This is a genomic window from Sphingomonas horti, assembly GCF_009753715.1.
Classification (GTDB): domain Bacteria; phylum Pseudomonadota; class Alphaproteobacteria; order Sphingomonadales; family Sphingomonadaceae; genus Sphingomonas_B; species Sphingomonas_B horti.
This window is the reverse complement of the sequence record NZ_WQMS01000007.1, coordinates 42,367-56,676: the sequence shown is the minus strand read 5'-3', so window position 1 is coordinate 56,676 and position 14,310 is coordinate 42,367. Positions and strand designations below refer to the sequence as shown.

Genomic DNA, 14,310 nt, shown 5'->3' with positions numbered 1-14,310 from the left:
GGCCGCCACGGCAAGTCAGCCCGTGGGCTCGGCGCCCCACGCTCCGGCGATCTCTGCCGCATTCTGCCGCTCGACGATCCACCGGTGAACCTGCGCCAGCAGGATTTCCTCGGGAAGACGGGCGCGGCCGCGCATCGCACACTCCCAGATGATCAGCGGACGCCACCCTTGATCGATGACAGCGGCGAGAGCGTCACGATCACGCTCACGATTGCGGCTGATCTTGGCTGTCCAGAATTCCGTCCTGGTCGCTGGAACGCGGAACAGGGGGCAATCATGTCCGTGCCAGAAGCAGCCGTGGACGAAGATTACGGCGCGATAAACGGGGAACACGAGATCCGGCGTTCCGGGCAACTGCCGGTCGTGGAGCCGGTAGCGCAGGCCCAATGCATGAAGTCCGCGCCGGACGATCATCTCAGGCCGCGTATCGGCAGCGCGGATACGCGACATGCACAAACGGCGCTGCGCGGGCGTGAGCGGATCGGCACGGGATGCTTTGGCATCCCCGAGCATCATGCTTCGTCTCCGTCCTCGCCGGGCAGCAGGATTGTTTCCGGCTCGGACCAGGCGAACACGGCCTCCTCAACAAGGAAGTCCTGCGGAATGATCCCGGGCGGCAGCGCGGCTAAGGCGGCCAGTAGCTGCTGCGCCCAGCCCGCGATATTTTCCGAGCGGCGAAGAACGCCGCTGCCGTCGTTGAGCGCGCTCACGCGATAAAGATCGTAGTGCGCCACGGTGGCCGCGGCGGCTACCTCCGCGAGCGAGATGTGAAAGGGCCGCGGCACCTTCGCGGTCGTCGTCTTCACCTCGATATGAATATCGCGCCCCAGCAGGTCTTGGGCCGAAAAGTCGAACGGGCTGAGCGCGTTTTCCTCCGAGGCCCATCGCCAGCGGGCCAGACCACCTGCTTCCTGTTGCTGGGCCAGCCAGTGCGCCACGAGCGTCTCGCCTTCGGCGCCGGTTTCGCTGGCTCGTTCGCGCGCGGCCGCGACATCCTCGCGGCTGAGGTTACGCCGCGTCATCGTCCTTGCAGTCGCCGCGGGATCACCTGCGGCGGCGTCTTGAATATCGGCTAGTTCGGCGTCGGTCGTCACGAGCAGACGCGCAGGGTGATCGGGGTCGATGCCCTCCAGCGCCTCCAGAAGCGATTCAGCATCAATGACCCGCATGCTGTTGCCGGCGAGCGGCACGAGCCGGCTGTGAAGCAGGCTTTCGGCGGGGGCGCCGGCGGAGATCAGCACGAGGCTGACGGCGTGTGGCGCAGCTGCCCCGTCAAAGCGCAGCAGAGCGATATCATCGGGTGCGAGCGCATCAAACCGGCTTGGCTCTACATCCGGGTTGTGAACGAATTCGCCGTTGAGGCGCCAGTTTTTCGCCTCCTTGGTGATGCTCCGGGAGAGGCGCAAGCGGCCCGCCGCAGCGGGACCCCAGATGTTAAGCGTGACAGGCAGAAGCGCCTTGTGCCGGTTGTCGGCAAGCGCGGGATAGAACTGGTCAATCAGCACCGAACGATTGAGGTTCAGGGATTTCTGATTGCCGGCGTTGACGAGCCGGTACCGCGGCTCGAAGAAAGTCAGGTCGGATCGCTTCAACAATTTGACGGCCAGTTTCATTCAGTCGCTCCGACGAATGGTGGCGTCCTCTGTCATTGCGTCGAACGCCGCCTCGATCACCGTCATTGGCATACCGGGCTGCAAAGTCACAGCACCGAAGCGGAAGGTGCGGCGGTAGTCCGGGTGGAACAGGCGCGCCGGGAGGCGCGTGTCGCGCCACGGTCCCGCGACAAGCGGAGCGTCGGGCGTCACGAGATAGGCCGCATCGACCGTGCCCTTAATTCCCCCGGCGGCGCCATGCACGATCGCATCGCGGTACATGTGGGCGCTGCCAAGCGCGTCATTGAGCCCAGGTCCAATCCGATATTTTGCGTCGATGACGATCAGGCGTAGCGGCTGATCCGCGGCAGCGTCGCGGCGCTCGAAGACGATGTCTGGCTGCATGTCGCGACTGAAGCTGCCCACGCCTTCCTGCTCTCGCCAGAATTCGCGATAGCGGCGCTGGAAGCAGAGCGTCAGGCCGAGGCCGGGCAGCGGCACGGTGACGGCACCCGCGGCGAGCGTTAGCCCCGCAGCGTCAGCGAGGAACAGCGACCCAAGCTCAAGTGGTGGGCCAGTATTGCGCGCGGCAGCGACGCGCAGCAGCCGCAGAAAGCACCAGAGCTCGTAAAGATCGAAGGTGCGCGCCAGCGGCATGTCCAGAAAGTCGCCGAACAGGTTGGTGATGCCGAGCGACATGTCGCGCCAGAGCTGGTGGAAGCGCCGGTAACGCGGGTCGGCTCGCCAGATCGCTGAGGCGGTGACGCGTGGCGGAGCCGTGCCGACATCCGCAAACAACGGCAGTCGGAGCAGCTTGTCGAGCGTGTGCGCGAGACGGCGCAGGCGGCGGCTCCAGGTGGATGCGGTCTGCGCGACTTCGCCATCGCCCGGCGCTGAGGCGAGCAGCACCGCCGCACCCGTCAGCCAAGCCGACCACAGACGCAGGCTCGCCTTGATCTCGCGATGTTCAAGACGATCGAAGGTCGAGCGGCGGGTGCGCTTCAGGATTTGAGCGGGCAGGTGCCCTGCCAGTCCCGGCGGGAGCCGGGCCGAATGTTGCGCAACGAGGACGCGGCCCGAACGGAAAGACTTAAGGATTTCCGCGCCGGTCGCACCGGCGGCGCGGTGAAAGGGTAGCGCGACGTCTTCGCCGCGGAGGAGTTTGCGGGGCGACGCGGCAATCGCCTCGACCGTCCGCGCGATCTCGCCGATCCGGCTGCGCAGGAACTGCAGTCGGGCCAGCGGCGGCGGCTTGTGGCCGTTGCCGCGCGAAAGCCCCTTATGAAAGGATGAGAGCGAGAAAAGCGCGAAACTGTCTTCGAGAATCTCGCGCACCATGGTGTCGAAGGCGTCGCGCGTGAGTTTGCGTTCGGCCGGATCAAGAATCACGTCGAAAGTATGCGACCGACCCGCGAGGCGAAGCCGGCACTCCGCGGTGCCGGCGTGGAAGCCCGGACTCCACCGCCAGCGCGCAGATGACGCGTTGCGGGTTCGAAGCGCCTCCAGAGCAAGATCGTCGATAAAAAGGTCGGCATCCGGCGCGCCTTCGGCGCCGCTCAATTCAAAAAAATAATCATTCGCCTCAGCTATGGCGCCGGGCGGGATTGGCTGCGCGTCCGGCCAAACCCGCCATCCCGGACCCGGCGAGCCCGCCGGACGGACGCACAGCTCGGTCATCGGGCATTCTGGAAGGTGCCGAGCTCCTCGAGTTCAGCGATCAACCGGGCAATGACTTCGAGGGCGCGCGGATAGCCGTTCAGCGTCGCGGCGAGACCCGACAGCATCAGCCGCTGCGCCTCGCCGCCACGTAGCCGCACCAGCGCCTTCTGCACCAACAGGTCATCGATGACGGCACCCGATTCCGAACCGAGCCGCGAAACGGCAAAGGCGTGATACCGCACGAACTCCTCGGCCAGACGATAGCCGAACCCAAGTCCATGGGGTGCAAGCAGTGCGTTCAGAGGTTCGAGAACGGCAGCGCAGACCTGGACCGAGGGAGCAAGGCTCGCCTCGCGTCCGGTGAGGACCTCGAAGAAGCGGGTCAGATTGACGTGCGACATGTCGACCACGACCGAGCGGTCGAGCACCTTGTCGCTGAGCGTATTGGTGGTCTCGTCGATGTTGATCGTGCCGATCAGAAAGAGATTGGCCGGAAGGGCAAGCCGAGGCGGGATTTCGCCGCCCGTGCTGCCCTCGAGCGGCACGCTGTTTGAATGTAGCACGACGGGGTGCTGGCTTTCGATGCTGCTCAGGATGTCGGCCAGATAATATTCGACCCGGGCTAGATTCATCTCGTCGAGAACGACGAACACCGGCGCATCAGGATAGGCGGTGGCGACCAGCATCGCCTCAAGGAAGGGCGGGACGACATAGCGGTTTTGCAGCACGTCAAAATAGCCGGTGAGACCGGTAGGATCGGTCCATTCCGGGCGCACGGGGCAGATGAAAAGCAGTGGGTCGGGTGCGTCCAGAGAAGGAATGCCATGAACGGCGCGCGCATATTGCCGCGCAAGCAGTGTCTTTCCGGTTCCCGAAATACCGGGGAGGATGACGAAATGCTTATGCGCGAGATGGTTGAGGCCGACGTGGAACCGGTCAATCAGCGCGTCAGGATAGACACCGCCTAGGGCTGCGATCGCCGTGCGGATCTCGTCGATCGGGACGCTGTCCGGCATGCGACGCATAGCGGCGCTGACGGCGGAGGCGTCCTCCCAGACTCGGATTTCATGGACCTTCTCGCGCCCTGTGAACCGCGCAAGATAGCCGATGAACTCGCGCGCCAGCAGGCTGCGCTGGGCGGACGCGGCGGGCGGCCAGAGGGCGACATTGATACGGTCGACCGGAATGGGCGGGCCGAACGCCGCGCGATTGGTGGGCAGCGTGTCCCAGAAGCCCTGGTTGCGAAGATAGAAATGTCCGTCGTCCGCGAGCACCACCACCGTGTTGTTATTGCGAGCGGCATAGCCGAGCCCGTCTTCCTCCTCCGCCTCATCCTCGACGGTCGCCGCCACGGCCGCATCCGCGCCGCGCCGCTTCATGTCGGTGAGCCGAGAGATCATCGCCTGCGTACCGGACCGCACATAGGCGGTGAAATAGACCTCGTCTGCCGGCGGGAACACCATGGTGCAGGCGAAAGCGAACGCATCGACATCATCCACGACATTGTCGAGGTTGACGACACCGAGTTGCAGACCGCCCGGGATAACTTTGGCGCTGTTGGAGACACCGAACAGTTTGTGAAACTTGGTCTTCGGCGTAACCAGGGGATCGGCGCGCGATGCGCGCTCAAATTGCCGCCGCCGCTCCGAAAGGCTCATTCAGCTTGTCCTTCACTGCCGTCTGGAGGGTTGCGTACATCGCCTGCGCCACTGCCTGGGCCAGCAGCGGCGGCACGGCATTGCCGATCTGCCGGAATGCCGGATTCATCGTTCCGGAAAAAACGAAGCCGTCCGGAAAGGACTGAAGGCGCGCGGCCTCGCGGACCGAGATGGTGCGCGCCTGAGCGCTGTCGTAATGGATGTGGCTGTAGCTGTCCTTGCCGAGATGCGCCATGAGCGTGCGCGCAGGCAGATCAGGCTCCATCTTGCGCCATTTGTTCGGAAACTTGCCGACGTCGTACGGCGGCACGATGGACGACCGCAGTGTCTCCCATTCCTTGCTGCCGGTACGGATCGGCCGGCCGGTCGCGGCACGTTGCGCGGCGAGCGCCTCCTCGAACATGGCGACCGCATGGGCATGAGCCTCGGGATATTGATCGCCGGGATTCATGCGCGCGAACAGCTTCCAGTCGCGGGGCAGGTAGCGGATGACGTGATCGTTGACGCCCGCTTCGCTCTCGAAGCCCGGCCATGTCCGCATGAGCTTGCCATAACCGGCCGGCTTGCCGGGACGATACGCGCTGAAGCCGTCGAACCGGCGCGCGCCGCGCTTCAGCCTGCCTTCGAGATGCTCGGTGATGGCGGGAAGATCAGCGAGCGCCTCCGCTGCGCTCACCGCAGGTGGGAGTGAGCGATCCGCCTCGGGGGGGTCGATATAGCTGTGAGCCTCGTCAGCGAGGCTGGAGCGGTTGAGCAGCTTGAGCGCCACCTGACGGCTGCCCGCATACCCAGGCGGGAGCTGCATGAAGTGTGTGGGCGCTGGGAAGTGTACCGACGCACCGAGCTCCTCGCGATAGGCAAGGAGGATCATGCGCTCGCGCATCTGCGGCACGCCATAGAAGGACGCGTTGAGCAGGGTGTATCCGGCTACATAGCCCTTGTCGCGTAGCACCTCACAGGTTTCCTCCGCGATGTTCTGCCCGCCATGGTTGAGCGCGTCCGGCACATTTTCCATCAGCAGGGCCAACGGCCGGAATGCTTCGACATAACGCAGATATTCTAGGTAGAGCTGCGCGCGTGGATCGTGCTTGAACGCTTCGGGATGCTCGTCGATCTCGCGCAGCTTGGATCGGCCGACCCGTGCGAAGGCTTGGCATGGTGGTCCGCCCACGATCACATCGACGCACGTATTGACCGGTCCGAGGCCGAGCGCGTCGGCAAATCGCTCCGGACGCAGCTGAATAATGTCGCGCGGCTCGGAATGCAGCGGATCGCCGCGATGGAAATTCAGGCCATGAGAGCGCGCGGCATCGGCATCGATCTCGAGCGCGCCGGCGATATCGAACCCTGCCGCTTGAAACCCAAGGGACAGGCCGCCGCACCCTGCAAAAAGATCGAGGACGCGGGGCGCCCCGCCGGCGCGCAGCCGCGCGATCTTACTCAGCACGGCTTGCTGGTCGGCAGCATTCATTTTCTGGCACTTTCGTTGAAGAATTCGCGCTGCATTGCGAAGCCTTCGCGATCAAGATGGTCGCGGACCAGCCGCGCGATCAGCGTCGACTTCTTGTGACCGTGCAGCTCACAGAAGCGCTCGAACCGCTCCGCGTCGGGACGACTCAACAGAACCTGGACACGGACGGGGTGAGCCAACGGACATGCTCCTGAAGCATCCAATGATCGGCCGAATCCTCACGACTCACAAGTGCGTATTTGTGTGGAGGAGTGAGTCGCCCACAGCCTTTTGAGCAGGCGTCATCCACGACACCCTGTTTGGCGCGCACCGTCGCCAATCGACCCGGATGAGCGCATCAGCTGGAGATGCCAACGCTCGGTTCCATCACTTCGATCTCGTGCGGCTCGAACCAGCCATTGGCGATGACGTTGCGCCGAACAGCTTCGGGATCGGCGCTATAGGTTACGAGCGCGAGGCTCTCCTCGGCGCGGCTGCAGGTGACATAGAACAGGCGCTGGGTGGCCTCGTTAGCCTCGCCTTTGCTGCCGAGCAGCTTCTCGTAGCTAAACGTGAACCCGCCAGACTCCAAATCGTCCATGATCACCATTACGCGCGGAAACTCCAGCCCCTTTACGCCTTGGTGGGTGTCGAACGCCGCGCGCCCAGAGACATAGTCATCGTATCGGATCACTTGCGAGAACGGGGCCTCGAGGAACCGGTCGATCGCGGCCGTGCGCTCGTCGTCGGCCTCCTCGTCGTTACCGTGGGCGGCTTCAGGCGCGATCTTTCGAAGGGCGCTGGGTTGCAGGCTTTCCGGAATCGACAGGAGCCGACTGCCCATTATATTGCGAAGCACGTTAACGAGCGCTGGGTCCGCGCCGCTCTCGAACAGGCCCATCAACTCGCCCAAGGCGTTTCTCACCGCCGCCAGCGCCGCAGGCATGTCAGTGGCGTCCCCATCCTGGGTCAGCGCAAGCAGGGGCGAGCTGTCCCTCAGCAAGCGCCCCACTGCAAAGCGATCGTCCGCGCGCTGCGCCCTGACCAGCGGCGCGACCTCATGGGTGAAGAAGCGCACGACCGGCAAGCTGCCCTCGCGCAAACCTGTCTTGAAACCGTCCACGGCGTAAAGCGGTGCGTAGAGTTCCAAGAAGTCGAGTCGTCGGGCGGCCATCTTGTGCTCGAGGATCAGGCGCTTGGACCCGGATGCCTCGTGCCAGGCCGAATCCTTGGTCAGCTCGGCCATGCACGCCGCGACCGCCGCTTCGGCCCCCGCCTTGTCGGCGGTCGTCGCCGGCAGCACGAACAACCGCACCAGACCCTCGACCGCCCGCGTGCGAGGCGTCTGGACCTGCGCGTCAACCGGACCGCGGATCTTGTTGAGCAAGGCGATGACCCGCTTGGGACAGCGATGGTTCAGCTGCTTTTTGGGCTTGGCCCAGTCTTCGGGAAGGTCCTCCCCAAGACCCTTGCGTCCGTCGCTGTATATCCGCTGCATCATGTCGCCGAACAGGCCTAGGGCAAACGCGTCCCGGTGCGCGGCTTGGACGGCGAAGAGCGCGTCGAGCAGGGGACCGTTGGTGTCCTGGCTCTCGTCGATCAGTAGGATCGGATGTTCGCCGACCAGAATCTGACGCATGGCCGGCTTGGCCAGAAATTCCGTCGCGATCTTCAGCACTTCAGTGTGGCTGAGCGCGGCTTGCCCGCGATTTTCGCCGGTCGGGCTGTAGGTGAAACGACGCACCTCATCCAAACGCTCCAGCCGCCGCGTCTTGCTGGCGATCTTCACCTTTCTGGTTTCTGAGGCCTTGCCCGCCCGGCCCTTCGCCTCTGCCGTCCTGAGATCCGCGATCTCCAACGCGAGGTTGCCGCGAAGCCATTCCCGAATGTCGCGATCTAGCCCGCCGATCAGCTGCCAGGCAAAGCTGTGGATGGTGCTTACCTGGATGATTGGGTCAAATTCCAGGCGCCGCTCGATCTCGTCACGGGCCTTGTTGGTATAGGTGATCACCGCCACCCGGCGGCCTGACAAGCGAAGCTCCCGGCTAAAACGCGCCTGGACAGACTTCAGGGCTCGAACCAGAGAGCCGGTCTTGCCCGACCCCGCGCCGGCGAACAGAAAGAAGCTCTGCGGCGCGTCTAGGTCCAGGCACTTGGCAATAAGCTCGTCGGCGCCGCTATCCAGATCGATGTTGTCGGACGCAATCACCGCTTCAGTCACGCCGCAGCCGCCGCCGGCAGTTCCAGTTCGCGCTGCTTCAGTTCTCCCGACAGCCACATAAGCCCTTCATGAATGTAGGCCGGGACCACCAAGTCGTCGATCACGTCCGCCTCCGTCTGGGTGCCGTCGACGGTCTTCTTGTAGGTCGCGTAAAGAAGGTTCAGAGCGAACTCGGCCTTGCCCTTTACCAGGAACTTCTGGACGTCCGCGGCGAGCGCGGGCAGGTCTGCTGCCGCAGCGATGGCATCCCGGAACTTGGCGATGAGGCCGGTTCCCTCGAGGCGCTCGAAGATGCCGAGGTTCTCATAGACCAGGGCGTCCTCGAAAGTATTGGCGAGCGCCTCGGCCAGCGTCCCGCTCTTCAGACTGACTTGGCACGGCTGCTGGTAGGCGACCCGGACGGCGTAACCGGTGTCATCGGTATGGACTTTATCCTCGAACTTTGCGTCCAGCAGGACATCGAGCTTCTCTTCCTTCGGAACCCAGGTCTTCAAGGTTTCGTTCCGCGCCAAGAGGCCCACGCCGCGCTGCGGCGGCGCGGCAGCCTGACTTTTGGGGTCCTTGGCGTCGAGATCGGTAACGATCAGGGTCGGAAGTGCCAGGGCATGGAGGAGCGGCCGAAGCCGGTGGGCATGACTGCCACCCACCTCCAACCAGCTGACGTAGCAGCGCCGAAGATGGTCATAGGCCGCTCGGGTCTGAACGAAATGCGGAGCCAGGATACGTTCAGCCGGTCCTTCGAGCAGGATCGCGCCGTCGGCGAAGAAGAGGTCGCAGTGGGTAGCCTTCAGATAACGGGTCACGAACCGCGCGGTGGCGTCGCCGGCGCCGAATACGCTCGACAGGTTGATCACGCTGGCCAACGGCACCGCGCCGGTTGCGGCGTCGGCCGGCCGGCGGCGGAAGTACCGCAGGCACTCGAACTCACAAGCATGAGCAATGTGGCTGGAATGAGTGCTGACCACCAATTGGGTGCGATGCGTTCTGGCCTCGCCCAGCCGGTCGTGCCGACGCAGGACGTTGTAGGCCTCCTTGATAAAGACCTGCTGAACTTGGGCGTGAAGGTGCGCCTCCGGCTCTTCGACTAGAACCAAGTGGAGAGGCGCGATAAAGCTGTCCTCGTCGCGTACCGCGGCGCCGGCCTTGCCGACCCGCATCCAGCGATCGCGGAAACTCATTAGGCCAAAAACCATAGAGACGAGGTTCTGGTAGCCCAGTCCGTTGGACTCCTCTGGCAGGCGATGCGCCGACTTGGCGTCGGCGCCCGTCGTAGGCACCTCGTACTGTACCGCCGAGGCATGGTTAAGGCCCTCGATCGGGCGGATGACGCTGCTCAGCTTCAGCCGCGGGTCGGTGACGCCCGGATAGTTGAGCGCCTGCAGCTCGGCCAGGGCGGCCGTGAAGCAGTCTTCAAGCCGTTCCTCAAACGCCAGCCGTGCCTCCTCCAGAGATCGCAAAGCCTCGAAGTCTTTCGGCTCGGGCTTGTCGAAAGGGTCGAGGTGATTGGAATAATATGTGCGAAGCTGGCTAGACAGGCGTCGACCGCTCGGCTCGGGCCGGTCCTCGTCCTCCGTCCGCGCCTTTGTGAATCCCAAACCGCGCTGCGCGCCGATCTCGTCTACCCGTATCAGCTGGCGAAGGGGGTCGCTTTCCAGCGCTAAGTTCAAGGGATCGAGCGCTTGGGGATGGGCCTCGCCGTTGGTCGGCACCGTAAGCAGGTCGGGGTCGAGCAGGTACGCTTTGATGCCGAAGGCACCGCGCATCCGTCGCTGCAGGTATTCAGTGATGGTTTGGGGCCAGAGCGGCACCTCCACGGCTGGCCTTTTACCGCCCCCGCTCGGTGCCGGGGCAGCCAACACGCCTAACTCATCTCCCGCCGGCGCGGCCTGGGCAGCGCCCTGAGCGACGGTTAGCGGCGCCTCGGCGCCACTCCCAATAGGAGGGCTATCAGCGAGCTTTGCCTTGAGCAGCGTGTCGATCGCCTCCTTGCGGCACGCCAGATAGTCGCGGCGGAGTGTCTCCGGCTCCTTCGGCTCATAGCGCAGACGAACGCCCAGCAGGCCGCCGGCCCATTCGATGGTTGGAAGGAATTTCTTGACGTAGCGCAGCTCGGTGGCCTCGACATGGAGCCAGACATCGAGGCTGGGCATCAGATCGTCCCAAGCGATCTCCGGAAGCGGCTGGCCGTCCAAATAAGCCTCTTCCCAGGCCACGGCGCGGTCATCGAGCTTGCGCCAGTGCGGGAGAGTGAAGTCGTTCAGCGAAAAGTCGCCCGTGTCGACCAGGAATTTGCGCAAGGCGACCATGGCTGAGGTCTTGCCGCTGTTGTTGGCGCCGACGAAGACAGTCTTCTCCTCTGCCAAGTCGATCCGTACGGCGCGCAACTTGCGAAAATTGCTGATCTCGATGTGCTTGATGTGCATCGGTTTTCCCCCGAACCGAGCTTTAGGACGACGCAGGCGAGGGGACAACCAACTAAACCCGCTTTAATCGAGGCAATGGCGATGGGATCCTACACGCCAGCAACGTCACTGAGAAGCCTCGGCCGGCCGACTTAGTCGGGGGGATCGAATGGTGGGCTAGCAGGGCGCTGTTGATTTTTTGGTGTATTTTCAGCCGTTTAGCTGAAGAAATGGTGCGGTCGAGAAGACTCGAACTTCCACGTCCTTTCGGACACAACGACCTCAACGTTGCGCGTCTACCAGTTCCGCCACGACCGCACTCGAGACACTTCACCGGACGGGTCCGGCGCTGGCAAGGCGGTGCCCCTAGCAGAGGGTTCCGGCGCTCGCAACAACCCTTTAGGACGCCTCGCCGACGAAGCTCAGCTTCAGCTCGCGCGCGCCTTTCGGTACGTCGTACACCGCCGCGTCGAACTGGGCAGAGGCGCCCGGCCCCAGCGTGCGCGACGGCGGGGTGATGATCCAGTTGTACACGACGCGGCCCTGCGCGTCCTGCAGCTCGGCCTGAATGTCGGGCACGTGCTGGCGCTCGCGCGTCGGATTGACGATGCGGCCGGTGAGCGCGAACAGTTCATTGCCGCTGGCGAGCGCGCGCCGCTCGGGCTTGCGGGGCACTTCGAGCAGCAGCGCCGCCGCCGATCCGCGCTCGGCAAGGCCCAATTGGGTACGCACCCGGTCGAGGCCGATGAACTGCAGCGCGGCGACCGCGGCCAGCAGCAAGATGCCGATCGCGGCCGCGATGATCGTCCAGCGCAGTGCGGGATTGCGGCGCCTGGGCGTATCGTCCTCATAATCGCGATAGACCGCGTCGTCGGCGTAGCCGGGCACCGGAACGTCGGCATCGGGCGGGGGCGCCGAGACTTCCGGCTGCGGCGCGTCGGACAATTGGCCCGACGGCACTGCCTCCGGCTCGTGCCCCGGCGGCCATTGATGCCAGCTATGCCCGCATTTGGCGCATCGCACCGCGCGGCCGTTCACGCCCACGGCATCGTCGGGGACGGTATAGCGCGTGCGGCACGCTGGACATTCGAGGATCATCTGGCGCGGCCCCTTCCCTAACGTCTTCTAAACGTCTCGCGACTCGCCGCGCAAGCACGGTGCTTTACGCGGGCCGCGACGGCGTGCGATGGCGTCATGAAAGGGGTGGAAGCGAGGGCGGTGGCAAGCATCGTGAAGTTCGAGAATGTCGGTCTGCGCTACGGCATGGGCGCGGAAACCCTTTCGGACATCAGCTTCAGCCTGGCGCCCGGCGCCTTCTATTTCCTGACCGGCGCCTCGGGGGCCGGCAAGACGTCGCTGCTGAAATTGCTCTATCTCGCGCAGCGGCCGAGCCGCGGCCTGATCCGGCTGTTCGACGAGGACGTGGTGACGATGCCGCGCGAGCGGCTGCCGGCGCTCAGGCGGCGCATCGGCGTCGTCTTCCAGGACTTCAGGCTCGTGCCTCACCTGTCAGCGTTCGACAATGTCGCACTGCCGTTACGCGTCGCCGGCGTGGACGAAGGCGAGATCGCCGAGCGGGTGGGCGAGATGATCGCCTGGGTCGGCCTGGCGGGACGGGCGAGCGCAAGGCCGGCGACCTTGTCGGGCGGCGAGCAGCAGCGGGTCGCGATCGCGCGTGCGGTGATCGGCCAGCCGGAGATGCTGGTCGCGGACGAGCCGACCGGCAACGTCGACCCGGAGATGGCGACCCGGCTGCTCCACCTGTTCGATGCCCTGAACAAATTCGGCACGACGGTAGTTGTCGCGACCCACGATATGCACCTCGTCTCGCGCGTCCCCAATGCTTCGATCATGCGGCTCGAACGCGGCCGGCTCGATGACCCGACCGGAGCGCTGCGCTATCCGCCGCGCGTGCCCGCGTGACGCTGCCCTTTGCCTTCACTGCCGCCGACCGGCGGCTGCTGCCGGAAGGGCGGGCGGCAGGCCCGATGCCGTGGGTGATCGCGATCATGGTCTTCCTGACGGTGCTCGCCGCCGCGGCCGGCCTCGCGCTCGCCAGCTCCGCGCGCGCGCTCGGCGACCAGATCGCCGGCCGCGTCACGATCCAGATCGTCGAAGCCGACCGGGTGGCGCGCGATCAGCAAGCGGAAGCGGCGGCAAGGACGGCTCGCGCGCTGCCGGACGTTCGCGACGTGACGCGGGTCAGCGACGCGGAGATCGCCCAGCTGCTCGAGCCGTGGCTGGGCCCCGGCGGTCTCGAACTGCCCGCGCCCGCCCTGGTCGATGTCGACCTGGCCGTTCCGGCGGCCTTGCCGCGGCTCAAGACGGCGGTCGCCCGCGTCGCTCCCTCTGCCCGTGTCGACGCGCATGCGCAGGCGCTGGCGCCGCTCCGCGACCTGGTTGGTGCGTTGCGCTGGCTTGCCGGACTGCTGGTGCTGCTGATGGGCGTGGCGACCGCGGCCTGTGTCGTGCTCGCCGCGCGCGCGGCGCTCAACACCCACCGCGAGACGATCGACGTGCTCCATCTGCTCGGCGCGACCGATATCCAGATCGCGCGGCTGTTCCAGCGCCGGATCGCGCTCGACGCGCTGTTCGGCGGCGGCCTGGGCTTTGCGGCGGGCGCGCTGGTGCTGATCCTGCTGGCGGGGAGGATCGGTGCCGTCGGATCGGAGCTGGTCGGCTCGGTCCGGCTGGAGCCGGCCGGCTGGCTCGCCTTGGTCGCCGTGCCGATGGCGGGCGCGCTGCTGGCGACGGCGGCGGCACGGCTGACCGTCGAGCGAGCCTTGAGGCGCAGCCTGTGATCCGGCGCCTGCTCTCCGCGTTGATCCTCGCCTGGGTGATCGGCTTCGTCGTGTTCGTCGGGCTGCTGCCGCGGCCGGCCGGCGACCAGCGTACCGACGGGATCATCGTGCTGACCGGAGGTCCAAAACGCATTGAGCGCGGGCTGACGCTGATGCAGGCGGGGAAGGCCAAGCGCATGCTCGTCTCCGGCGTGAACATGGAGGTGGCGCGGCGCGATTTCCTGAAGATTTACCGTCCGCCTTTGCCGCTGTTCGATTGCTGCATCGACCTCGGCCACGAAGCGGTCGACACGCGCTCGAACGCCGCCGAATCGGCCGACTGGATCGAGACGCACCATTATCGCAGCATCCGGCTGGTCACGACCGACTGGCATATGCGCCGTGCGCGGTTCGAGCTGCGCCAGGCACTGCCGGAACAGGTGGCGATCGTCACTGACGCGGTGCACAGCGAGCCCGACCTGAAGGTGCTGCTGACCGAATATCACAAATATCTGCTGCGGCGCGCCGCCGCGCTGGCCGGCTATTGA

Annotated in this window: 12 protein-coding genes and 1 tRNA gene; 3 read left to right on the top strand and 10 right to left on the bottom strand. The window is 65.2% G+C overall.

Annotated elements, in window-relative coordinates; all coding sequences use genetic code 11:
* Positions 1–15 precede the first annotated feature (15 nt).
* The 10 genes from GON01_RS06450 to GON01_RS06405 form a co-directional block, all read right to left on the bottom strand.
* Positions 16–516 carry a very short patch repair endonuclease gene (locus GON01_RS06450; RefSeq protein WP_232328706.1) on the bottom strand — a complete coding sequence of 167 codons (501 nt, stop codon included), beginning with the start codon at positions 514–516 and terminating at the stop codon, positions 16–18.
* The gene (locus GON01_RS06445; protein ID WP_157026553.1) at positions 513–1,613 is read right to left on the bottom strand and encodes a protein NO VEIN domain-containing protein; all 1,101 of its coding nucleotides are present in this window, start codon (positions 1,611–1,613) and stop codon (positions 513–515) included. Before GON01_RS06445 ends, GON01_RS06450 begins: the two co-directional genes overlap by 4 nt.
* On the bottom strand, positions 1,614–3,269 hold the full coding sequence (locus tag GON01_RS06440; RefSeq protein ID WP_157026552.1) for a DUF2357 domain-containing protein: 1,656 nt from the start codon (positions 3,267–3,269) through the stop codon (positions 1,614–1,616).
* Entirely contained in the window at positions 3,266–4,909 is a 1,644-nt protein-coding gene (locus GON01_RS06435; protein WP_157026551.1) for an McrB family protein, read from the bottom strand. Before GON01_RS06435 ends, GON01_RS06440 begins: the two co-directional genes overlap by 4 nt.
* Positions 4,878–6,380, bottom strand: coding sequence for a DNA cytosine methyltransferase (locus GON01_RS06430; RefSeq protein WP_157026550.1), 1,503 nt, complete (start codon positions 6,378–6,380; stop codon positions 4,878–4,880). The genes GON01_RS06435 and GON01_RS06430 overlap by 32 nt, the downstream gene beginning before the upstream one ends.
* Positions 6,377–6,529, bottom strand: coding sequence for a hypothetical protein (locus GON01_RS06425; RefSeq protein WP_157026549.1), 153 nt, complete (start codon positions 6,527–6,529; stop codon positions 6,377–6,379). The genes GON01_RS06430 and GON01_RS06425 overlap by 4 nt, the downstream gene beginning before the upstream one ends.
* Positions 6,530–6,717: 188 nt before the next feature.
* On the bottom strand, positions 6,718–8,580 hold the full coding sequence (locus GON01_RS06420; protein WP_198159794.1) for a UvrD-helicase domain-containing protein: 1,863 nt from the start codon (positions 8,578–8,580) through the stop codon (positions 6,718–6,720).
* On the bottom strand, positions 8,577–11,003 hold the full coding sequence (locus GON01_RS06415; protein ID WP_157026548.1) for an AAA family ATPase: 2,427 nt from the start codon (positions 11,001–11,003) through the stop codon (positions 8,577–8,579). The genes GON01_RS06420 and GON01_RS06415 overlap by 4 nt, the downstream gene beginning before the upstream one ends.
* A 210-nt stretch (positions 11,004–11,213) precedes the next feature.
* Positions 11,214–11,300, bottom strand: a tRNA-Leu gene (locus GON01_RS06410).
* A gap of 81 nt (positions 11,301–11,381) precedes the next feature.
* Complete coding sequence (locus tag GON01_RS06405) at positions 11,382–12,080, bottom strand: MJ0042-type zinc finger domain-containing protein (protein WP_157026547.1); 699 nt, start codon at positions 12,078–12,080, stop codon at positions 11,382–11,384.
* A gap of 120 nt (positions 12,081–12,200) precedes the next feature.
* On the opposite strand from GON01_RS06405, the gene ftsE reads away from it, so the two are divergent.
* Genes ftsE through GON01_RS06390 form a run of 3 tightly spaced genes read left to right on the top strand, consistent with a single transcriptional unit; the run spans position 12,201 to position 14,310 of the window.
* On the top strand, positions 12,201–12,905 hold the full coding sequence (ftsE, locus tag GON01_RS06400; RefSeq protein ID WP_181600232.1) for a cell division ATP-binding protein FtsE: 705 nt from the start codon (positions 12,201–12,203) through the stop codon (positions 12,903–12,905).
* Positions 12,902–13,783, top strand: coding sequence for a cell division protein FtsX (locus tag GON01_RS06395; RefSeq protein ID WP_181600210.1), 882 nt, complete (start codon positions 12,902–12,904; stop codon positions 13,781–13,783). Before ftsE ends, GON01_RS06395 begins: the two co-directional genes overlap by 4 nt.
* Positions 13,780–14,310: a YdcF family protein gene (locus tag GON01_RS06390; protein WP_181600209.1), complete on the top strand. Its 531-nt coding sequence runs from the start codon at positions 13,780–13,782 to the stop codon at positions 14,308–14,310. The genes GON01_RS06395 and GON01_RS06390 overlap by 4 nt, the downstream gene beginning before the upstream one ends.

What these genes read in the sequence shown, in the direction of transcription:
- GON01_RS06445 (WP_157026553.1), bottom strand. Translation starts at nt 1,613, where the DNA reads ATGAAACTGGCCGTCAAATTGTTGAAGCGATCCGACCTGACTTTCTTC.
- GON01_RS06435 (WP_157026551.1), bottom strand. Translation starts at nt 4,909, where the DNA reads ATGAGCCTTTCGGAGCGGCGGCGGCAATTTGAGCGCGCATCGCGCGCC.
- GON01_RS06450 (WP_232328706.1), bottom strand. Translation starts at nt 516, where the DNA reads ATGATGCTCGGGGATGCCAAAGCATCCCGTGCCGATCCGCTCACGCCC.
- GON01_RS06405 (WP_157026547.1), bottom strand. Translation starts at nt 12,080, where the DNA reads ATGATCCTCGAATGTCCAGCGTGCCGCACGCGCTATACCGTCCCCGAC.
- GON01_RS06415 (WP_157026548.1), bottom strand. Translation starts at nt 11,003, where the DNA reads ATGCACATCAAGCACATCGAGATCAGCAATTTTCGCAAGTTGCGCGCC.
- GON01_RS06430 (WP_157026550.1), bottom strand. Translation starts at nt 6,380, where the DNA reads ATGAATGCTGCCGACCAGCAAGCCGTGCTGAGTAAGATCGCGCGGCTG.
- GON01_RS06440 (WP_157026552.1), bottom strand. Translation starts at nt 3,269, where the DNA reads ATGACCGAGCTGTGCGTCCGTCCGGCGGGCTCGCCGGGTCCGGGATGG.